General features: G+C 32.4%; 20 protein-coding genes. 9 read left to right on the top strand and 11 right to left on the bottom strand.

The window, feature by feature from the left end; translation table 11 throughout:
* Positions 1-1,008, top strand: a complete 1,008-nt coding sequence (locus TD29_RS04315; protein ID WP_040279144.1) for a PorP/SprF family type IX secretion system membrane protein — start codon at positions 1-3, stop codon at positions 1,006-1,008.
* A gap of 3 nt (positions 1,009-1,011) precedes the next feature.
* On the opposite strand, the gene TD29_RS04310 is transcribed toward TD29_RS04315, so the two are convergent.
* Positions 1,012-1,911: a winged helix-turn-helix domain-containing protein gene (locus TD29_RS04310; RefSeq protein WP_052466975.1), complete on the bottom strand. Its 900-nt coding sequence runs from the start codon at positions 1,909-1,911 to the stop codon at positions 1,012-1,014.
* Between the two features lie 141 nt (positions 1,912-2,052).
* Here TD29_RS04310 and TD29_RS04305 point away from each other — a divergent pair, with 141 nt between their 5' ends.
* Positions 2,053-2,616 (top strand): YceI family protein, encoded by a 564-nt coding sequence (locus tag TD29_RS04305; protein WP_161792596.1) that lies wholly within the window; start codon positions 2,053-2,055, stop codon positions 2,614-2,616.
* Positions 2,617-2,726: 110 nt separating this feature from the next.
* On the opposite strand, the gene TD29_RS04300 is transcribed toward TD29_RS04305, so the two are convergent.
* The 3 genes from TD29_RS04300 to TD29_RS04285 form a co-directional block, all read right to left on the bottom strand.
* Positions 2,727-3,299 carry a hypothetical protein gene (locus tag TD29_RS04300; protein ID WP_040279140.1) on the bottom strand — a complete coding sequence of 191 codons (573 nt, stop codon included), beginning with the start codon at positions 3,297-3,299 and terminating at the stop codon, positions 2,727-2,729.
* 332 nt (positions 3,300-3,631) lie between these two features.
* Positions 3,632-4,183 carry a DUF4251 domain-containing protein gene (locus TD29_RS04290; RefSeq protein ID WP_052466973.1) on the bottom strand — a complete coding sequence of 184 codons (552 nt, stop codon included), beginning with the start codon at positions 4,181-4,183 and terminating at the stop codon, positions 3,632-3,634.
* Between the two features lie 98 nt (positions 4,184-4,281).
* The gene (locus TD29_RS04285) at positions 4,282-4,710 is read right to left on the bottom strand and encodes a PepSY-like domain-containing protein (RefSeq protein WP_040279138.1); all 429 of its coding nucleotides are present in this window, start codon (positions 4,708-4,710) and stop codon (positions 4,282-4,284) included.
* Positions 4,711-4,896: 186 nt separating this feature from the next.
* Between TD29_RS04285 and TD29_RS04280 the strand changes: the two genes are divergently transcribed.
* Positions 4,897-5,049, top strand: a complete 153-nt coding sequence (locus tag TD29_RS04280) for a YqaE/Pmp3 family membrane protein (RefSeq protein ID WP_040279136.1) — start codon at positions 4,897-4,899, stop codon at positions 5,047-5,049.
* Between the two features lie 8 nt (positions 5,050-5,057).
* Positions 5,058-5,351: a hypothetical protein gene (locus tag TD29_RS04275; protein ID WP_040279135.1), complete on the top strand. Its 294-nt coding sequence runs from the start codon at positions 5,058-5,060 to the stop codon at positions 5,349-5,351.
* Positions 5,352-5,422: 71 nt separating this feature from the next.
* On the opposite strand, the gene TD29_RS04270 is transcribed toward TD29_RS04275, so the two are convergent.
* Together TD29_RS04270 and TD29_RS04265 are read right to left on the bottom strand one after the other, a co-directional pair.
* A complete protein-coding gene (locus TD29_RS04270) occupies positions 5,423-6,976 on the bottom strand; it encodes a DEAD/DEAH box helicase (protein ID WP_040279133.1) in 1,554 nt (517 codons plus the stop codon).
* Positions 6,977-7,356: 380 nt separating this feature from the next.
* Positions 7,357-8,478: a DEAD/DEAH box helicase gene (locus TD29_RS04265; RefSeq protein ID WP_040279132.1), complete on the bottom strand. Its 1,122-nt coding sequence runs from the start codon at positions 8,476-8,478 to the stop codon at positions 7,357-7,359.
* An 87-nt stretch (positions 8,479-8,565) separates the two neighbouring features.
* On the opposite strand from TD29_RS04265, the gene TD29_RS04260 reads away from it, so the two are divergent.
* Positions 8,566-9,378 (top strand): DUF1853 family protein, encoded by an 813-nt coding sequence (locus tag TD29_RS04260; protein WP_040279131.1) that lies wholly within the window; start codon positions 8,566-8,568, stop codon positions 9,376-9,378.
* Positions 9,379-9,460: 82 nt separating this feature from the next.
* Complete coding sequence (locus TD29_RS04255) at positions 9,461-11,176, top strand: FAD/NAD(P)-binding protein (protein WP_052466972.1); 1,716 nt, start codon at positions 9,461-9,463, stop codon at positions 11,174-11,176.
* Position 11,177: 1 nt separating this feature from the next.
* Here the strand turns inward: TD29_RS04255 and TD29_RS04250 are convergent, their stop codons facing one another.
* Together TD29_RS04250 and TD29_RS04245 are read right to left on the bottom strand one after the other, a co-directional pair.
* Positions 11,178-11,951: a TIGR03915 family putative DNA repair protein gene (locus TD29_RS04250; RefSeq protein WP_040279128.1), complete on the bottom strand. Its 774-nt coding sequence runs from the start codon at positions 11,949-11,951 to the stop codon at positions 11,178-11,180.
* A complete protein-coding gene (locus TD29_RS04245) occupies positions 11,952-13,214 on the bottom strand; it encodes a putative DNA modification/repair radical SAM protein (protein WP_040279163.1) in 1,263 nt (420 codons plus the stop codon).
* 157 nt (positions 13,215-13,371) lie between these two features.
* Between TD29_RS04245 and TD29_RS04240 the strand changes: the two genes are divergently transcribed.
* Positions 13,372-13,980 carry a hypothetical protein gene (locus tag TD29_RS04240; RefSeq protein ID WP_040279161.1) on the top strand — a complete coding sequence of 203 codons (609 nt, stop codon included), beginning with the start codon at positions 13,372-13,374 and terminating at the stop codon, positions 13,978-13,980.
* A gap of 2 nt (positions 13,981-13,982) precedes the next feature.
* Here the strand turns inward: TD29_RS04240 and TD29_RS04235 are convergent, their stop codons facing one another.
* The gene (locus TD29_RS04235) at positions 13,983-15,503 is read right to left on the bottom strand and encodes a GH3 family domain-containing protein (protein WP_040279126.1); all 1,521 of its coding nucleotides are present in this window, start codon (positions 15,501-15,503) and stop codon (positions 13,983-13,985) included.
* Between the two features lie 140 nt (positions 15,504-15,643).
* On the opposite strand from TD29_RS04235, the gene TD29_RS04230 reads away from it, so the two are divergent.
* A complete protein-coding gene (locus tag TD29_RS04230; RefSeq protein WP_040279124.1) occupies positions 15,644-16,153 on the top strand; it encodes a DUF421 domain-containing protein in 510 nt (169 codons plus the stop codon).
* A 24-nt stretch (positions 16,154-16,177) separates the two neighbouring features.
* Positions 16,178-16,795, top strand: a complete 618-nt coding sequence (locus tag TD29_RS04225) for a LysE family translocator (RefSeq protein WP_040279123.1) — start codon at positions 16,178-16,180, stop codon at positions 16,793-16,795.
* Here the strand turns inward: TD29_RS04225 and bshA are convergent.
* A complete protein-coding gene (gene bshA, locus TD29_RS04220; RefSeq protein WP_040279120.1) occupies positions 16,792-17,928 on the bottom strand; it encodes an N-acetyl-alpha-D-glucosaminyl L-malate synthase BshA in 1,137 nt (378 codons plus the stop codon). The genes TD29_RS04225 and bshA overlap by 4 nt on opposite strands.
* A 30-nt stretch (positions 17,929-17,958) precedes the next feature.
* The gene (locus TD29_RS04215; RefSeq protein ID WP_040279118.1) at positions 17,959-20,913 is read right to left on the bottom strand and encodes a glycoside hydrolase family 3 N-terminal domain-containing protein; all 2,955 of its coding nucleotides are present in this window, start codon (positions 20,911-20,913) and stop codon (positions 17,959-17,961) included.
* Positions 20,914-20,962: the final 49 nt, after the last annotated feature.

The raw sequence follows: 20,962 nt of genomic DNA, 5'->3' as shown, positions 1-20,962 counted from the left end.
ATGAAAAAACTTATAATATATCTCGTTTTAGCGTCTTGCACATTTGGATATGCGCAAGAATTAAACCTACCTGTTTGGACACAATATTTGGCAGATAATGACTTTGTTATTTCTCCAACTTATGCAGGAATTGGTGATAACTTAAAAGTGAGACTTAACGGACTTACACAATGGGTTGGAATTAAAGATGCGCCAGATAATCAAGCACTTTATGCCGATTTTAGAATTGCAACACAATCTGGTGTTGGATTGACACTGTATAATGATAGAAATGGAAATACGCGTCAAAAAGGAGCAAAATTCTCTTTTGCTCACCACATAATATTAGATTACACCTCGAAACAGTACTTATCATTTGGATTATCATATAACCTAAATAGTTTTAGAATTGATATTGAAAATTTTCAACCTACCGAAGAAATTCCCATAATAGATCCTAGTATTACAGATGATAGAGCCATCACAAATAACAATTTTGATGTAGGATTACTTTACCGTTTTAACAGGTATTATTTAAGTGTGAATGCCAACAATATTTTAAATAAAGATATTGATGATTTTGTAGGTGTAGAACCTAGAAACCTATTAAATTTTCAGGCGTATACGGGCTATGTTTTTAATAGCCCAACCAGTAAAGATGTAGAGTTTGAACCTTCTATGTTTATCCAATATTTTAATAGTGATAAACGATCTGCGACAGATTTAAACTTTAAATACCGAAAGTTTAACAGATCTGGAGATTACTATTGGGTTGGTGCATCGTATCGTTTTTTAAATGACCAATTTTTCAATCCGTTGAATCTTGGACCCATGGCTGGAGTTATGAAAAACAACTTTTATTTTGCTTATTCATATCAAATGACCATTAACGATTTATCTGGATATAACTCTGGAACGCACAGTATAACTATTGGTATCGATTTATTACAAGGCATTAGTGATTGTCCGTGTACCAAAGGAACTAGCTATAGAAAGTATAAAAATAATGGTACAAATTATAAATACTAGAATTTATTTGACTTCTAATTTATAACCAACACCATGCACATTGGTAATTTTTATAGCGTCATCATCCTTTAATATTTTTCGTAATTTAGAAATATAAGTATCTAAGCTTCTACCAACAAAAACACCATTATCTTCCCATACTTGTTTTGTGAGTTCTTCTCGTTTTATAATTTGATTTGGGTTGGCTACAAATATTTCTAAGAGCTCACATTCCTTTTTTGAAAGGCTAATTTCTGTTGCCGATTTAACAAGTTTATGTTCTTCCGGATAGAACTTGTAGGTTCCTATTTCAGAATAATTGCTCTTATTTTCACTAGAATTTAGCGTTTTAGAAGTATGTTTATCGGCATTATTTTGCAATGCTTTTTTCTTCCAATATTTAAACGCTAGAAAGCATAACACTCCAAAAACAAATACCAACGGTGTATGTCGTTTTCTAAAACCACTAGGAGGTGCAAGGTCTAAAAAATTTACAGTAATTATATAGCAAGCTTCCGGAAGATTACGTCCAGAACACGGAATTAAAGTTCGCTCCTCCTCTATGTTCATTTCATAACTATAGGCAACTTCATCATCTACACATTGAATAACTTCTACAAGGTAATTTTTAGAGATATTGATTACAGATAAACTGCTATCAATTGTAGAAACAATATGTGTAGGTTCTAGAGATATGGGTTTCTCAAATGATAAACTATATATGTTATGTTCTATTTGTTTTATTGGAAGCACTAATGATGTAGAATCCAATTTCCGAAGTAATAATTGATGACCTGCTTCTCGTAAAGCCACTTTTGTTTTTTCTGAACCTGCAAAATTATCATTTGTAGTACAAGAAGTAAGCACCATTAGAAGGACTGACAGTGCTAAGAAAATTTTATAGTAAGTAGATTGATTATTCATAATAGTGTGTAAATAACATAATAATTCGTGACTTTTTACAACTGTTGACACTTCTTTTACATTTTTTTGACATTTTTTACTCGATCTAAATCTAGTTTTACGACAAGAAATCAATCCTGAATTATGTTAAAAACAAAACTTATGAAAACAAAAATTTTAGTACTACTTGCTGTTGTAGGTATGCTTACATTTGGAAATGCACAGGAAAAATTGGCCATTAATGTTGAAAAAAGTAACATAAAATGGTCTGGAGAATACACCTTTTATTTTGGAGGACACCATGGCACTATAGATTTTAAAGATGGTTATTTTATTAAGACTAATGATGTGATTTCGGGTGGTGAATTTACAATTGATATGAATTCCATTATATGTTTAGATATTGAAGATGACGAACCTAATGAAAGCCTTGTAAATCATCTTAAAGATCCAGATTTTTTTGATGTTACCAATTTTGAAACTGCCAAGCTTATCATTACAAGCGTAAAATATCATGATGCTGTTACAATGAAAATCTACGCAGACTTAACAATTAGAGGTATTACGAACCCAATATCATTTCAGGCTAAAGTTAATTATGATGATACAACCATGACGACTAAATTTAAAATAGATAGAATGCTCTGGGGAATTAATTATAACAGTAAAATGAAAGATGGCGCCATTTCTGACGCTATTGGATTTGAGGTTACATTAAGTTTATAAATTTAAACTATGAAAACTTAGATGACAATCGTTACATGTTTTTTTTGTTCTTTAAGTATGGTTTGGCTACAATTTAAAGCGATTACTCTAATTGAAGATTTGTGTAAACATTAATCTTTCCATCCCCAAGGAGCCTCAGGAGTTTTAATAGTTTGGGTGAGATCCATAACGACTTTAAAAACTCTATCTGTCCCTAAACGTCTTAAGTTATAGGTAAAAGTACTCTCGTTTATTGTGATCCACCACACGTTTGTTGCTGCGCCAGGAATTAATTGTTGCGTATGCGCATCTGCAGAGAATATTTGAATATCCTCTTTACCTGTATTGGTTGTTTTACCACCATAAAAATTTATAGCATCCTCAGTACCATCTTTATGTCTATGATCGTGTTGTAAAGCGATACGATCATTTTCATAAGTTAAAATCCATGTTCTAGATTTGTCATCTCCAACAAAAAAAGGGATTTTCATCTTATTTTCTGTGCATTTACGCACATGCATCACTAATTGCTTGCCTCCAAAATCTTTATCTTCTTTGGGCAATTCTAATTGACCTTGATATGCTTTTCCGCAGTGCGCCTTTAAAGCGTTCCAAAATTGTTTAGAAGGTGTAAGGTTTTCTTGAGCAGAAATTGTCAACGATAATAAAAAAGATAAGCATACTAATTTTTGAGTTAATGACATTGTAACGTTTTTGAAAATAGAAAGTTACAGTTTTTAAACCAAAAAATGATTATCTTCAACTTTATAAAATTATGAATTATGCCTAGTATCCCATGTCCTCAGTGTAAAACAAATATAGAATTTAATGTTCATGACATTTTTTCAGAAAAACATTTCACATGTCTTAATTGTAATGTGAACATCTCCTTGTCATACCAAGAAAATAAGGACATATTAAAAAACGCTCACGAACAACTAGAGGCTTTAAAAGATGAATTAGATATTGATTAATCAAATTTTCAAATGTGATAATTTATAAGCCAAAATAACAACGTTTCACTAACAATGCGTAATTAATTTTCTTCGGAAATTGAACTCACAAACCCTGTGTATCTAATAGGAAATCGCTTTGCTCCTTTTAAGATGATTTCACTACTAAGATTAGGGTACAAATGAATGATGACATCAAAATTTTCGGAATGACTTTTGGCATCAAACCTGATAGTGTAACTACTATTATCGTTCTTAACGACACGATAATCTGTCCAATCTCCTTCAAAACTGATGCTATTATCTGAACCATTATATCCAGAAGTAGATTGTACTTCTCCAAAATAAGGAAGTTGTGACGTTACTGTTTGGTTGTCAATTTTAAGCTCATTGGGATTACCAGACAGACTGATACGACTTGCACTATCTCCTGTGGAAAAGAAACCTGCATTTTGTAAAGCCATTAAAGTATTGGTGGTTTGAGGTAAAGCCCAATTAGACTCAATTACAAAAGATTGATTTTTTACCAATTGATCTAACCTTGCAATTTGCTCTGGTGTTGCTGTTGGTTTGGCAGAACCGCAATTAAAAAATAATCCTAAAAAAAACACGAATACAAATCCTCTAAATATCATTATCAACCACTTTTTCAAAGGTATTAAGTTACAACATTATCACCATGATTGGATGTTAATTAACGTTTTCTCAACACCTATCTTATGTTGTACAAATTTTAATTTATGATCGTTCCATTGGGTTTAAACTCTACATCTTTATTTTTACCTTTCTGTTTGAACTCAACATCGTAAAACAAACCTTTAGAGTGGTGCTCCACTTTCTCAACCTCTGTGATATCTTCGCTACCAAAATCGGTTTTGATGATATTTCTTATGGCTTTAGGTAAATCTTTTACCTTTATACTACTTTCTGTCTCAATCCAATTTCCGTTAGGAGAAAAATCTGCTCTGTATTTAATACCATCGATCTTAAAATTAGATTCATAATTACCATGATCATCTAAGTGCCAATCTGGATCATTTTCACCTGGATACATATCTTGAAAGGTTTTTTTAACAGCATCTGGCGCTTGGGCTTTAGCTGTATTTTGACAAGCAAATGCAGTTAGTAAAATTATTGCGAGTACTACTATATTCTTTTTCATAACAACTTATGTTTTAATTTCAACAAATATAGTCACGTCAATTAATACGATTTTGCTCATAAGCAAGGATTACTAACCCTATCAAATAAATAGGTATTACGTTAATATTATATCCATATCAGGTAAACAACAATGAGTTGTTACTATATATTTGAAGTCATTAAGTTTAACTAAAAAACAATAATTATGTCATTACTAACAATTATCCTAAGTGTATTATTACCACCTGTTGCTGTATTTTTGGAGCATGGTGTTGGTAAAAATTTATTAATAAATATTTTACTTACGATATTAGGATGGGTTCCTGGAGTTATACATGCCATTATTGTAAATAAATAAGACACATTATGAAAGAGACACATGAAGACAAAAAATTAGATTATAATCCTAATATTACTGAGGACGATAAAAAGGCCTTAGGTGATAAAGCTGGAAATTTAAAAACAGAACTAAGCGACGACGAGTTGTTAAAGGAGAGAGAAAAGCCTGTAGACTTCACAGGAAAAGATTTGGATATACCAGGTCGTTCTTTACCTAATAAGGTTAAGCCTTCAAAACTAAAAGATGAAGAAAACCAATTATACAGTCAAGGTGGAGTATCAAATGAAGATTTAGAACAAACGACTGAGCACCTCAAATAAGGTTGCATATAGCAAACAAAAAAAAAGACTATTATAAATTTATAATAGTCTTTTTTTTGTTTGATTTTATATCAATCTTCAGGTGGATGACCATGAATTTGCTCAAATACCTCATCAAAATTAGCACGTAAATAACTATTCAATTTTTTACGATAATCGTCTCTTAGCCATTTTAAAAAATTATAGGTACTCTTGCTTATACACTTAGCATACATATCGATTCTTACATCAATATCTGGTCCTAATTGTTTAGCTAGTGCCAGCGCATCATAAACATCTTCGCTATTTTCTACACAAATTTTTGCATGTTGTTCAATAGAACGCTCTAAAACGACTTTAGAAGAGATACCTCCAAAAGTTGCATCTTTATACACTTGTTTTACGTCAAAATAAACTTCTTCAGATTTTGAGAATTCTGCACGAAGTTCTTCAGACATTTCATGTTTAAAATCACCTTCAATGGCTTCATCGTCTTTAAGCCTATCCATGAAATAATTAGGAGATCTAAAAATAGTTTGCCAATCTAAATCGGCTCCCCAAGGTCCAAATCTATAATTATTGTTTCCTAAATCTATAACAGTAAATTTAGATTTATTGTTCAGGATTCGAGATCCACGACCAATCATTTGGTAATATAGTGTTAAAGATTTTGTTGCTCTATTTAAAATAATGGTATCAATAGTTGGTTCATCAAAACCAGTGGTTAAGATACTTACAGAGGTTAAAATAGCGTCTGGAGTTTCTTTAAACCATTTTAAAATTTCTTTTCGCTGCTTTTTGGTTGCTGTATTATCAAGATGCATAATTGGGAAACCAGCTTCTCTAAATGTATGATACACCATAATTGAGGTGTTAATACCATTATTAAAAATCAAAGCTTTTTTTCCTGCGGAATGCTTTTTATAAGCTTCCAATAATTTATCTAACATGGCAGGACTAGTGTATAAATCTTCAGAAGATTTTACGGTATAGTCTCCATTACTTCCAACTTCTAGAGAGGTTAATCCCATATCATACTGAAAGACTTCTGCCCTAGCCAAAAATTCATTTTCTATTAAAGATTCTATGGTTTCTCCAGCTATGAGTTCGCTATAATTACCTTTCATTGGTAGATCTTTATTAGAACTCAAAGGCGTAGCTGTAACGCCTAAAATAAATGAGTTTTCAAAAAACTTAAATAATTTTGTAAAAGAGTTATAATGTGCCTCATCAATAATAACTAAACCAACATCAGAAATATCAAGAATATCATCATTAAGTCGGTTATTTAAGGTTTCAACCATAGCAACATAACAACTATACTCATCTTGATCGTCTAAGTTCGCTTTGCTATCTACTACTTTATTAGTAACACCAAAACTTGTAAGCATCACAGATGTTTGCTTACATAACTCGACTCTATGAGTCATAACGAGTACTTTTTTCTTGTGAATTTTTAGATATTGACGTACAATTTCAGAAAAAATAACCGTCTTACCTCCTCCTGTTGGTAGTTGATATAACAAATGGTAATCATCTGGAGCAGTTTCAAATTTTTCAAAAATTTGATCAATGGCTCCTTTTTGATAACTATATAATTCTTTATCGGTTTTTTTATCTTGTACTGCTAAATTGTCTAAACTCATACTGTGTTTTGTGAATTGCAAAATTAAAACTTTATGAGTGTTTATCGAATAATTTCTAAGAATAATCTAGAAAAATATATAACCATGCACGTAATTAAACATAGATTTTTAATTAGAGCCGAAAAAACAGTGCTGTAATCTTGCAACACGAATATTTGTACTGTTCTAATTATAAAGGGCTTTAATAAAACAGCAACAATAGTGTGTTGAAGTTATGTTTCCGAAGAAAAAAGATGAGTCTATATAAAAAGCGAACTCCTTGGTGACCATACCAAGGAGTTCTATTTGTGTAATACTTAAATAAGTATTGCTACTCATTTAAGTGGCTGCGAAAGTACTCTATTTAAATGAATACAAACACCCTTTTTTATAAAATTATTTTAAAATGTCATTTGCTTAAACTTTATGTCTAAATCCTTTTGCATTTTTTGTATGTCCTGCTCTTCTCCAGAGATAATAAGTGCAATAGATGCTCCTGTTTTTCCTGCTCTTGCGGTTCTACCACTTCTATGCGTGTAATATTCTAATTGATCTGGTAATTGATGATGAATGATAAAAGCGAGATTATTAACATCAATACCTCGAGCCGATACATCTGTAGAAATTAAATATTGAAGTGAGCCATTTTTAAACGCACGCATTACTTTGTCACGTTCTTTTTGTTGCATATCTCCTTGAAGTGCATCTACCGAAAACCCTTCGGCTTTCAACGTCTCTGTCAATTGTACGGTTCCCGCTTTGGTTCTGCAAAAAATAATCCCACGATCATCGTCATATTTATCTAACAACCTTGTAATCACATTGGCTTTTTCTTTAATAGACGTTACAATATAGTGATGGCTTATATTGGCATTTACCAAACTATTTTTATCTATTTCTACACGAACTGCATTAGGTGACATATATGTTTTTACCATACTTTGAATCTCCTCTGGCATTGTTGCAGAAAATAACCAAGTATGTCTAGACCCTTTCGTGAAAGCCAAAATTTTGTTTAAATCTTGTTTAAAACCCATACTTAACATCTCATCTGCCTCATCCATCACCAGTGTATTAATAGTTTTAATATTAACTTCACCTCGTTCAATAAAATCTAACAAACGACCAGGTGTTGCAACAATAATATGTGTGGTGCGTTGCAAACGTTTTAATTGTATATCCATTTTTTCTCCACCATACACACCTTCTGCAAAAATTTTGTGATCGCTGTACTTTGTAAACTTAAAAAGTTGCTTTTGAATTTGTTGAACCAATTCTCTTGTTGGTGCTAATATTAACGCTTGTACGTGGTTTTTCTTAGGATCAATATTCTGTAAAATTGGTAATCCAAAAGCAGCTGTTTTTCCAGTTCCTGTTTGTGCTAACCCTATAAAATCGGTATTATTTTTTAACAATACAGGTATTGCTTTTTCTTGTATTTGGGTTGGTGTTTTTATATGGAGTTCCTTTAAACCTTTGATGAGGTTTTTAGAGATTCCTAGGTCAAAAAATGTCGTATCCATAATCAATTATTATTAACCACAAAGGTATTGTTATTACTTATGTTTTCAGAATTAAAAATCAAAACTTATTCGTAATTTCGATTTTATATGAATATTAGTCCGCAGCATCTTCAATCTCTATACCAAGCCTACTGTAAAACGCAATTACTTTGGAAAAATGCAGCCATCAACAATCTCCAACAATTTGAATTATCTAGCACTTTTGATTCTGTTTTTCTTCGGAAATTGGACAAACAACTCCGTTTGGGTCAGCTTGCCGAACAATTTGTATTCAACCAACTAGACACTGCTGAGTCTACCAACATACTTGCCGAGAATATTCAAATCCAAAAAAACAAACGAACCTTAGGAGAATTAGACACACTACTATTAGTAAATGAAAAGGCTATACACTTAGAAATCGTTTACAAATTTTATGTGTACGATGCTACTGCAGGACCACATGAAATTGACCGTTGGATTGGACCAAACCGAAAAGATAGTTTGGTAGACAAACTCAATAAATTACAACACAAGCAATTGCCTCTCCTCTATACCGACGATTGCCAACTCACTTTAAAACAATTAGCACTTGCAAACTATAATTTTAAACAGCAGGTGCTATTTAAAGCACAATTGTTTATACCCTATCAAGAACACCTCACTTTTAAATTAATAAACAAACATTGTGTTTGCGGTTTTTTCATCAAGACATCACAGTTGGAAGTTTTCAAACATTATCAATTTTATATACCTTCAAAACTAGATTGGTTTTTAGAACCTCATGCAACGGTTGATTGGTTGGAGTTTTCAAATTTCCGAAGCGAAAGTCAAACATTTTTAAACCAAAAGCAATCCCCTTTATATTGGATGAAAAATGACTTAGGAGACCTTTTTAAATGTTTTTTAGTTTGGTGGTAAATGATTGTGTTATTTTATATGGCATTACAGTTAATTATTACAAATATTTCGAGTTAATTTAGCCATAACTAATATTCTACTATTGAAAACACTAGCTATCATAGGACTTGGACCTAGAGGATTATTCGCTTTAGAAACAGTTTTAACAAAACTAGAAAACGCCAATAAAACCCTAAACATTATAGGTTTTGAACCCTCAAAATATCCTGGCGCAGGACCTGTTTGGGATTTAGACCAGGCCGATTCTAACTGGATCAATATCACAGAACGTGCTTTAAAAGATCTCAAACGAAGACCTGTAATCCAATTTTTAGATCTTGAGATTCCTTCGTTTCCTTCGTATCACGATTGGTCAAACTTTGAGCAAACTGAGCTAGAACCAGATAAATTTCCGCCAAGACATAAAATTGGAACCTACCTCAATCAAAGGTTTATATCATTGCACGAAGCCTTGAAATTAAGCTCAAATTTTAATTTACATCCTTTAAAAATTATAAATATAGAGTATAAAAAAACCAAATTATTACTACATACAAAAACAAATACCTTTAAATGCGATGACCTATTGCTAACCATTGGTCATCAACCTACAAACGTAGCAAAGCAACTAAAATCATGGCAAATTCATGCACTAAGTAATGATCGCTTTAAAGTATTTGAGTCGCCTTATCCTATGGCACAATTTAACGATCTCAAAAACTGCAGAGATATCACAATAGGTATTAGAGGCTTTGGTTTGGCCATGCTTGATGTGATGCGTGCTTTGGTGATTAATAACTTCGGAAATTTTAAAACTACAAATCCTTCAACTTTTGAATGTATTTACTATAAAACCGAACCACAAAACTTAACAGTAATTCCATTTTCATTAGATGGCTTACCAGTAATCCCAAAACCATTGAATGAAGAGATTGATCTTTGGTACAAACCAACAGCGTTAGAAATTTTACAATTTAAATCTAATATAGAAGCATATGCTCAAACCGATAAAAGCACCAATTCATTAGAGTTTATCATTAAACCGTTTTCTAAAATTGTCGCTCGAGTTTATCATGATTTGGCAACTAAGGCAAGAGCTCATCATTTAGATAGAATTCACATAGAATCTATTGTTCAAATCTGGCTACAAAACCAAGATTATAATCATGAATTAATTCAAGATAAAACAATTGATATTTATCAACTTATAACTAATTACATCGCTATGGCATTAGGTGAACAAGCTGCAAGTTTAGACTTTTGTATCGGTCAAGTTTGGAGGCATTGTCAACCAACGTTATATAGTGCTTTTTCATATGCCAATTTAAGTGATAACATAATTAACCACGTTATAGCATTAGATGAAAGTACTAAATGCTATTCATACGGTCCACCTATTGAAAGCATGCAACAATTGCTCGCTTTAGTAGATGCCAAGATCATTTCCTTTGCGTATTTAAGCGACCCAAACATTAAAAACACCAAATTTGGATGGCAGTTTACAAACTTAAAAGGCAACCATGACATAGCTACTGTAATGATTAACTCGGTTTTAGACGCTCCACAATTATTAGATGTCAATGCTCCTGTCATTACTCATTTATTAGCTGCAGATTTGCTAGAACCTATACATACTAAACTTGGTATAGAAACCACTAAAAATGCCATAGTAAAGTCTAACCAAAATGATATTAAAACTCATATTGCTGTTTTAGGACGATTAGCTAAAGGGAGTGTAATTGGAGTCGATGCTATTTTAGAATGTTTTGGACCCAGAATAAAAAATTGGGCACAAGCTTACGTAGCGCAGTTAGATTAAATTAATCTGGTTGTTTTTCACTTAAATATTTCCAATAGCGTTTTGGTACATGCCTAATATGAAGCTTCATATTTTTTCTAGAAGCGATGTTTGTACTTTTAAAATAATCTTTCCATAATTGTTGAAATTCAAATTCTTGCTCAGCAAAAAAAGAGGAGTCTGTTTTTGTAAAATCAAATAATTTAGGAAATTCCATATTAACGATTTCAACATGTTCTAAATCATAATACAAACCATAATGACGTTTTATATCATAAATCATCCATTTTTGATCTGCATACCGTTTTCTAAAATGTTTTGAAATGAGAGGTAAAACATTAAAATCGGGCTCTATGCTTGCAAAATAAATAGAGTCTTTGGTTAATCTAAATCGCACAAAAGCTTCCATGCGGTGTTTTTCTCTACCTACCATTTTTGCAATTTGAGCAACCTTTAAAACCGATGCATGTGAATAATCTTTACCAACGCTAACGGTATTAGAAAACACATATTTTATGTAGTCTAATAATAAGTTTTCAACACCTATCTGTTCGCTTAAAAAAGCATAATACATTTGGTGTGTATGAGATGAAGATAGTTTTGTTTTAAGACCTTTGTATACGCGGTTTGCTTTGTTCTCTTCAGTTATAATTGAGATCGTTTCAGCAAACAAACCACTTTGTGCTGTACACTCATGTTCAATGCTTACATGTGTAAGTTTGTGCTCAAACACATAAAAAACTGCGCTTAGAAACCCATCAAAAGTGCCGTCGTAAATAAGTGTTTTATCTTGCATCTATCCAAATAAGCTCAATTGGTTACTTAAGGTCTTGGTGTATTTGCTCGTAGAATTTTGCAGTATTAACCCTTTTATTTTTTCTGCAGAAAGATCTCGTCGTTCAAATTGATTACTCTCACAAACCATAAAATACTGTGCTCTATTTAAAGCAATACCTATTTTTTTAAGATGCTCCCAATTTAAACGTCTAAAACGTCTCGCGTTTAAAATTTTATACACCGATTTCATACCTAAACCTGGTATTCTTGCCAACATTCGTTTATCTGCAGTATTGACATCTACAGGGAATTCATGAAGGTTTCTCAAAGCCCAACTCAATTTAGGATCAATATCTAAATCTAAATGCTGATGTTGTGCATTTAATATTTCACTAACATCAAAACCATAAAAACGCATGAGCCAATCGGTTTGATATAATCTATTTTCTCTAAGCATAGGTACTGCGCTCCCAATTTGAGGTAAACGATTGTCATAGCTTATTGGGACATAGCCAGAATAGTAAACACGTTTTAGATTATATGATTTATAAAAATGATTAGACGTTTGCATTATTTGAAAATCATTTTCGTCACTAGCACCAATTATCATTTGTGTGCTTTGACCTGCAGGCGCATATTTTGGTGTGCTTTTAATAAGTTTCTTTTCAGCTTTATACTGTATAATTTCATTTTTCACCTTAACCATAGGCTTTATAAAATCTGCTCTATTTTTATCTGGTGCTAATTTTTTTAAACCTGCCTCAGTGGGTATTTCTATATTCACACTCAACCTATCTGCATACAAACCTGCTTCTCTCATTAATTCATCTGACGCTCCAGGGATTGATTTTAAATGAATGTAGCCATTAAAGTTTTCTTCTAACCTTAATTTTTTTGCTACGGAAACGAGCCTTTCCATGGTATAATCTGCATTTTTAAATATTCCCGAACTTAAAAACAAGCCTTCAATATAATTACGTCTATAAAAATTGATGGTGAGATCCACCACTTCTTGAACTTTAAAAGCGGCACGTTTTATATCATTACTTTTTCTAGTTACACAATACGCGCAATCAAAAATACAATGATTGGTAAGTAAAATTTTTAGTAAAGAGACACAACGACCGTCCTCAGTGTAAGAATGACAAATACCCATTCCGGTAGAATCTCCCAAACCTTTGTTTTTGTTCGTTCTATTACTTCCACTAGACGAGCATGATACATCATACTTGGCTGCATCTGCTAGAATTTTTAATTTTTCCTGTGTACGTTGAAAAGACATGAGTAGAATTAATTTAAACGATAAAGATCGTAATTTTTCAAACATAATACTAATTATTTTTAAACATATGTTTGAAACAACATCGTTTTTCAAATGCGTTAATAATTACTTTAAAAATTGCAATCTTTACATGAAGAAATACCTAAACTTAGGCGTAATGAAATTAATCTTACACGTTTTAATTCTAACTATAAGTTCCTTTATGAGTGCACAACATATTATACCAGATTCTATAACTAAACAAGTGAATACAGCCTTAGCTTACTATCCGCAATTAGAGACTATACATATTGAGTTTAGGTTTAAGAAGACTATTAAAAAATCAACAATGCAAGCTCGACCTAGGTTTGGCAGTTTTTTCCGAAGTAAAAAAAATCGTAAGTATGTTATTTTAATTAGTGAAACGTTCAAAATTTCAGATACAACATTTAGAACTAGAGATATCCCTTTTGATATTTTTACGGGTTGGATTGGCCATGAATTAGGACATATTATGGATTATCAAGACCGAAATAAGCTTAATTTAATATGGTTTGGGATTAAATACTTATTATCAGACAATCATATTATTGAAGCCGAGCGTGCAGCCGATGGTTTTGCTGTATCTCATGGCATGGAAGATTACATATTAAAAACCAAAGATTTTATTTTAAATCATGCTGATATTACAGAAACCTATAAAAATAGAATAAAAAAATACTATCTATCTCCCGAGGAAATCATGGAGCTTGTTCAAACTAGAGATAGCCTTTTAATTAAAGACTAACGCTAGCTTACAAAAGCTTCCCAATCGTTAAATTTGTCCTCTCCCATGACCCGTTCCATTTTTACTTGTCCGCCTTTTTTCTTATTCTTAGCATTCCAATCATAGAATTTATCTGGAGCAATTAAATGCACAACTACACCATGCAATGCTTTACCTCTAGCCACTTTATAATTTTTATTTGCATTTTGCAAACTGTGATCTAATGCCTTAGCTACCGCGTCTTGATGTTTTTGATCTAGCTCAGTGCCTAAATACCAAAAATGATAAAACTCGCCATCATCACCTCGTTTAGCGCAAATGGTGTATTCTGGTATTGTAGTATCAAATTTCTCTTCTAATTCGCGCATTGCAGCATCCATTTTATTTACCGACAATTGAGAACCAACAGTATTTAAGAAGAATTTTGTACGACCAGTAATCTTAATTTCTGCACGTTCGATATCGGTAAATTCGATGGTATCACCAATTAAATAGCGCCAAGCTCCACTAACTGTACTTATGATTAAAGCATAATCTTGATCTAATTCAACCTCGTTTAAAGTTAACGCAGGAGCATCATTAGTTAATGATCCATCTTCATTAATATATTCTGGTTTAAATGGAACAAATTCAAAATAGATACCAGTATCTGTATTTAACTGCATAGCGTCGGTTTCTGGACGCACTTGTGTCGCTATATAACCTTCGCTGGCTAAATATGTATCTATAACAGTCACCGGTTTGCCCAATAAAGCTTGAAAGCTTTTTTTATAAGGGCCAAAAGCTACTCCACCTGAGGTATATACTTGTAAGTTAGGCCAAATATCATGAATATTATCAAGTTTATGATAGGTAATAACTTTTTGAAGCATAAGCTCTATCCAAGATGGAATACCACTTAGTGCTCCAATATCCCAATCTTTTGCGCGCTCAGCAATACGTTGCACACGATCGTCCCAATCATCAATTTTAGCAATCTCTTCGCCTGGTTTGTAATAGCTTCTAAACCATGACGGAATTCTACTTGCACTAATACCACTAATCTCGCCTTCGAGATGATCATCTTTTTCGTCTAAATCTGTTGAACTTCCCAACATCATGATTTCTTTTTCAAAAAAATCGGCAGGCAAATCAAAATTATTAAGGGCAAACACTTGTTTGATACCAGATTGTCTAATCGCTTCAATCATATCATTTGTAACAGGAATACGTTTACTCGTTTTACCCGTTGTACCAGAACTTAATGCAAAATATGACGGATTTCCAGGCCAAGTAACATCATGCTCATCTTCATGAAGTTTATGCCACCAATCATCATTCATTTTATTGTAATCGAAATAAGGAATTAATTCTGCAAAGCTGTTTTCAATATCATCAGATTCTAAAATAGATTTAAAATTATAATACTTTCCAAACTGTGTGTCTTTTGCTGTGTCTAGCAATAATTTTAATGTGTTTTGCTGATTTTCTACAGGAGAAGTTTCCGAAGTAAACGTATCCTTTAAATTTATAATCCCTTTGATTATGCTTCCTAAAATTGCCATGTGTTTTGCGTTTGTTCAAAAATCATGATAAAATACAACAAATATTAATTCTATTGCTAATACTATTAACCGTATCAGTTTGGATAATTGTATGCAGTTATTCTATTCCCTATTTTAGAACCCTAACAAAATCTAAAATTATGAAAGAGTGGTTTTCAATATCTTCGGAAAGTTTAATTGCCATTATACTAACAGCTATAGGCATTTACATTGCGCTAGTGATCATGACGCGAATAAGCGGAAAACGTAGTTTCTCCAAAATGTCTAGTTTTGATTTTGCTATAACCGTAGCCATAGGGTCTATTATCGCTACTGTTATTGTGTCTAAATCTGTGTCTTTACAACAAGGTATTATTGGTTTATTAAGTATTTATGTGATACAAATAAGTGTTGCCTTTGCTAGACGACTTAAATGGGTAGAACAAATAATGGATAACAAACCAACGTTACTCATGAAGGATGGTAAAATAATAGAAGGCAGCTTACAACGATGTCATGTTACCGAATCTGATCTTAAAGCAAAACTTAGAGAGGCTAACGTTATACAACTATCTGAAGTTAAAGCGGTTATTTTTGAGTCAACTGGAGATATATCTGTATTACATGGTAGCGACGACAAAGATATCGATGATTGGATCATGGACTTTTAAACTTACCTTACTCAAAACATTTATATGATTATACTTACTTGTATTATTTTAGGATTTGCAATTGCTGCCACTGGTAGCCTTAGTCCTAGTTTTTTAAATTTAACGGTTGTAAAATTTAGTTTAAAGAGTGGTCGGAAATCGGCTTACTATTTAATTGGAGGTTTTGCAACTGTATTATTTTTTCAAGCTAATATTGGCGCTTATTTATCTAGTGTTTTAATGAAAAACTCAGAATATATAACCATCATTCAAAAAATTGGAACTGGCATTTTAATTCTTTTATCTATCAACTTTTTTAGATTACACTTTACAAAAAAACAACATCAAAAAAAGGTAGATATAAAAAAGTCTAGAGCATATTTACATGGTATAGGCATGTCATTGTTAAACACATTCGCTATTCCCTTTTACTTTACGACAATATCTTTTTTAATTGGTTTAGACTACTTTGAATACACATTACTTAATAGCTTCTACTTTTCTATAGGATCCACTATTGGTTCATTCACCATTTATGCTTTATATGCAACTATAGCGAGCAGGATAGAACATAAATTAACGTATATAGCTACAAAATTGAATTTTATTATTGGGTGCTTAACAGGTGTTGTTGGTATAGGTAATTTGTTATATCTAATTTAAAGTACCATACACTGTTTTAAAGTGTCTTCATAAATGGCTTCATATTGAGGTACAACTTCAAGTATTCCAAATTTATTAGCAACCACTTTTGCATTCTTTTTAAACGCATCTAAAAGATTAGGATCTTTTAATATTTTGAGTGCATTTTTAGACATATCATCTACATCATTTATTTCACTTAAATAGCCCGAAACGCCATGTTCATTTACTTCTGGTATACCTCCTGTATTACTTGATATTACTGGCACTCCAGATGCCATAGCTTCTAAAGCTGATAATCCAAAACTCTCGGTTAAGGATGGTAATAGAAATAAATCACTAAAACAGAGTATTTTGTCTATTTCATTACTATTTCCGAAGAAAACAACCTTATCACTTATACCTAACTTTTCACATAAACGTTCTGCTGGTTCTCGTTCTGGGCCTTCACCAACCATCATTAGTTTAGCGGGAATTTCTTTTTGGATTTTATGAAATATTTTAATCACATCAGGTATTTGCTTTACCTCTCTAAAATTAGAAATATGCGTAATTATTTTCTCGTCATCTGTAGCCATCATTGCTCGTTGGCAATCTGTAAATTTAGGTGCATACTTCACTAAATCTATAAAGTTAGGCACGACATGAATGTCTTTTTTAATTTCAAATAAGCGCAACGTGTCTTCCTTTAAACTTTGAGACACAGATGTTACAGCATCTGATTTATTAATGCTAAATGTTACTGCAGGTTTATAAAATGGATGACTACCAACAAGCGTAATATCTGTACCATGAAGTGTGGTTACTATAGGCACATAGATTCCTTCTTCTTGCAACATTTTTTTAGCCATATAAGCTGCATATGCATGAGGAATAGCGTAGTGCACATGTAAAATTTCAATTTTATGAAGCTTTACCATATCTACCAATTTACTAGATAATGCTAACTCATACGGTTGATATAAAAACAGCGGATATTCTGGAACATTAACTTCATGATAATGTACATTATGACTCAACAATTCTAAACGAACTGGTTGACTATAGGTTATAAAATGTATTTCGTGACCTCGCTTGGAAAGTTCTAATCCTAACTCTGTGGCTACAACTCCACTTCCTCCAAAGGTTGGGTAACATACTATTCCTATTCGCATTGTCTTTATACTATTTTCTAGATTATAAACTTAATTACTTTGGCTTACTATCGTTTCATTATCATCTTCAACAATAATGGCTTCGTAAATTAATCGTTGTATTTCTGTTCTAATGTTTTCTTTTAGCAATCTATTTTTACCTGCTTTAGGATAGGTTCTATTCGCTAAAAAGATATACACTAATTCTTCATCAGGATCTGCCCAAGCATAGGTTCCTGTAAATCCAGAATGCCCAAAACTCTTCATAGACAAACAACCACATGTTGGACCTTCTTCTCCTAATTGTGGTTTGTCGAAACCAATGCCTCGCCTTACATTTTTATGCTTATAATATGTGGTATTAAATTTATCTATGGTTTCTGGTTTTAAATATCGTTTACCACCATAGAACCCTTTTTGCAAATACATTTGCATAATTTTAGCCACATCATTTGCATTACTAAAAACACCTGCATGTCCTCCTACTCCGTTCTGCATTGCAGCTCCCATATCGTGAACATAACCACGTACTTCTTTATATCTATAATAATCATCTACTTCTGTAGGGATCAAATTGCGGTCTGAAAACTTTGGCGACGGATTATACGTTGTATAATTAGCACCTAACGACTTGTAAAAATGTTCTTGCACCAACTCATCTAATGGCTTTTTGTAATACCCTTCGATATATTTTTTTAAAATGTAATAAGGCAAATCACTGTAACGATAGCGTTGCGTTGAAAGTAAATCGGTTTCTCTTATTATTTTTTGAATAGAGTCTGGATAGTCTGATCGTAAATACATTTGTTCAGCCACTTTAATATTAAATTTTGGCGTTGCTGTGCGTCTGTAATATTTTGGATCTGGTTTTCTCGTGGCAGAATCTAAAGTTGCTACATAAAATGGAACCCAAGGTCGCAATCGTGCATAATGTGATAACATTTGCTTTATAGTCACATTCTTTTTATTTGTATTTAAATATTCAGGTAGTATTTGAGATAATTTTGTGTTTAAAGACAAAGCTTTCTTTTCTTCTAGCTCCATTAATAACGGAAGTGTTGCTAAAATTTTAGTGAGAGAAGCCACATCATACATATCTTCAAATGTTACTTTTTCTTTACCATCATAGGTATGCTTTCCAAAATTTTTATTGTAAATCACTTTTCCTTTACGCGCAACTAATAATTGAATACCAGGTGTCATTTTTTGATCAACAGCATATTGCGCAATAGAATCTAAACGTTCTAGTTTTTTTGAACTCATCCCAACGCGTTCTGGTAAACCATAGCTAAGTGATTGCATTGCGGTATATTTTATACCATCACCAACTTTAAAATGCTCACCTAAAGACACAGGAATGGTTCCTTTAGCAGCAACACCTCCAAAAATAGTTTGCGCAGATATTTGTTGGGCAATATCACTATTTTGATAACTCATTATGATACCTTCAATATTCTCTGTGGTAGACAAATCAATCATCGCATATGGTCTCGCAAAAACATCAAGTATTACTGTATTAGTTCTAGCAATTTCATACAACCATACTAGCTCTTTATCTTTAAACTTATAACCTTGCCACGGATTATCATTCTTTTTATGAAACCCAACAATAACCGTATTATAATTTTGAAGTTTGGTAATAAGTTCATCTAATCTATTAGCTTGCACTCTATGAACTTTGGCATACTTTTTAAGCTCATTATAAAATGTAGATCCTGAGCTATCGCCTAATTCTACGTAAGCAATTTTCTTAGTTTCTAAATTCCGTAGAGGTAAAACATGTTCTTTGTTTTTTAGAACAGTTGTTGAAGCTTCCATTAATTCTTCATACAAGACGTCATCCTTTAAACGATTTAAATCTTCTACTAAGGTTGAAGTACCAATAGGTTCATAATGATCTAAACCTACTTTAAATTTTGCCATTAATATTTTCTTTACAGAGTGCGCTAGACGTTCTTCGGTAATTTCTTTGTTATTATAGGCTTCAATAATTTTCGCAATTGCTTTTGGTACATCTTCGGAAATGAGCAACACGTCATTTCCCGCTTTTAAAGCTGCTAAATCTATCTCGCCAGGCGTACTATAATTTGAAACCCCTTTCATTTCTAGAGCATCAGTAAAAATAAGTCCTTTAAATCCTAAGCTATCTTTTAAGATATCTGTAACAATATGTTTTGATAATGATGAAGGAAAGCCATCACGAGGCTCTAAACTCGGCACATTTAAATGCGCTACCATGACACTAGACAAGCCTTTTTTAATCAACTCACGATAAGGATATAATTCTATAGAATCTATACGTTTTTCATTAAAGTTGATCGTTGGTAAAGTTTTATGAGAATCGCTATCTGTATCACCATGTCCAGGAAAATGCTTAGCATTGGCTAATACGCCTGCATCTTGCATACCTTTCATGAATGCTAGTCCTTTTTCTGTGACGTTATCTCGATCTTCTCCAAAAGAGCGATTACCAATAATTGGATTTTTAGGATTTGTATTAATATCTACAACTGGAGCAAAATTAAAATGCACACCAATACGTTTGCAATGTTCACCAATATGATATCCTGTTCGTTCAACTAATGCATTATCACTTATAGCACCTAAAGTCATATTCCAAGGAAAAGCGTATGTAGAATCTAAACGCATACTTAAACCCCATTCTGCATCCATACCTATTAACAAAGGTGTTTTAGAAATAGCTTGGTATAAATTATTCTGTTTCGCTTGAGCTACAGGTCCACCAGTAGAAAATATTAATCCTCCAATATGATATCTATTAATGAGATTGGCTACAGCGGTTTGATTAGATTTTTTAGCATCAGAAAACGCTCTAACCATAAAGAGTTGTCCCACTTTTTCCTCGATAGACATTTTACTGTACACACTATCTACCCATTTTTGTTGCGCTTCATAATTTTTATGCGCTAAAGGATGACTCGCATCTTGAGCAATCACGTTTGGTATAAGGGTAAGGCAAAAAATAAAGGACAATATATATCGCATAAAATAAAGGTCTTTGAGGGTTGTTCTTATACAGAACTAAAAACTATGC

The organism is Psychroserpens damuponensis, from assembly GCF_000826655.1.
Lineage (GTDB): Bacteria > Bacteroidota > Bacteroidia > Flavobacteriales > Flavobacteriaceae > Psychroserpens > Psychroserpens damuponensis.
This window is presented reverse-complemented; position numbering and strand designations above follow the sequence as displayed.

Bases quoted from the DNA above. Each gene is read 5' to 3' on its own strand.
- TD29_RS04240 (WP_040279161.1), top strand. From the start codon at position 13,372: ATGAAATTAATCTTACACGTTTTAATTCTAACTATAAGTTCCTTTATG.
- TD29_RS04310 (WP_052466975.1), bottom strand. From the start codon at position 1,911: ATGAATAATCAATCTACTTACTATAAAATTTTCTTAGCACTGTCAGTC.
- TD29_RS04290 (WP_052466973.1), bottom strand. From the start codon at position 4,183: ATGATATTTAGAGGATTTGTATTCGTGTTTTTTTTAGGATTATTTTTT.
- TD29_RS04225 (WP_040279123.1), top strand. From the start codon at position 16,178: ATGATTATACTTACTTGTATTATTTTAGGATTTGCAATTGCTGCCACT.
- TD29_RS04215 (WP_040279118.1), bottom strand. From the start codon at position 20,913: ATGCGATATATATTGTCCTTTATTTTTTGCCTTACCCTTATACCAAAC.
- TD29_RS04260 (WP_040279131.1), top strand. From the start codon at position 8,566: ATGAATATTAGTCCGCAGCATCTTCAATCTCTATACCAAGCCTACTGT.
- bshA (WP_040279120.1), bottom strand. From the start codon at position 17,928: ATGCGAATAGGAATAGTATGTTACCCAACCTTTGGAGGAAGTGGAGTT.
- TD29_RS04235 (WP_040279126.1), bottom strand. From the start codon at position 15,503: ATGGCAATTTTAGGAAGCATAATCAAAGGGATTATAAATTTAAAGGAT.
- TD29_RS04230 (WP_040279124.1), top strand. From the start codon at position 15,644: ATGAAAGAGTGGTTTTCAATATCTTCGGAAAGTTTAATTGCCATTATA.
- TD29_RS04305 (WP_161792596.1), top strand. From the start codon at position 2,053: ATGAAAACAAAAATTTTAGTACTACTTGCTGTTGTAGGTATGCTTACA.
- TD29_RS04250 (WP_040279128.1), bottom strand. From the start codon at position 11,951: ATGCAAGATAAAACACTTATTTACGACGGCACTTTTGATGGGTTTCTA.
- TD29_RS04285 (WP_040279138.1), bottom strand. From the start codon at position 4,710: ATGAAAAAGAATATAGTAGTACTCGCAATAATTTTACTAACTGCATTT.
- TD29_RS04270 (WP_040279133.1), bottom strand. From the start codon at position 6,976: ATGAGTTTAGACAATTTAGCAGTACAAGATAAAAAAACCGATAAAGAA.
- TD29_RS04280 (WP_040279136.1), top strand. From the start codon at position 4,897: ATGTCATTACTAACAATTATCCTAAGTGTATTATTACCACCTGTTGCT.
- TD29_RS04245 (WP_040279163.1), bottom strand. From the start codon at position 13,214: ATGTCTTTTCAACGTACACAGGAAAAATTAAAAATTCTAGCAGATGCA.
- TD29_RS04315 (WP_040279144.1), top strand. From the start codon at position 1: ATGAAAAAACTTATAATATATCTCGTTTTAGCGTCTTGCACATTTGGA.
- TD29_RS04265 (WP_040279132.1), bottom strand. From the start codon at position 8,478: ATGGATACGACATTTTTTGACCTAGGAATCTCTAAAAACCTCATCAAA.
- TD29_RS04300 (WP_040279140.1), bottom strand. From the start codon at position 3,299: ATGTCATTAACTCAAAAATTAGTATGCTTATCTTTTTTATTATCGTTG.
- TD29_RS04275 (WP_040279135.1), top strand. From the start codon at position 5,058: ATGAAAGAGACACATGAAGACAAAAAATTAGATTATAATCCTAATATT.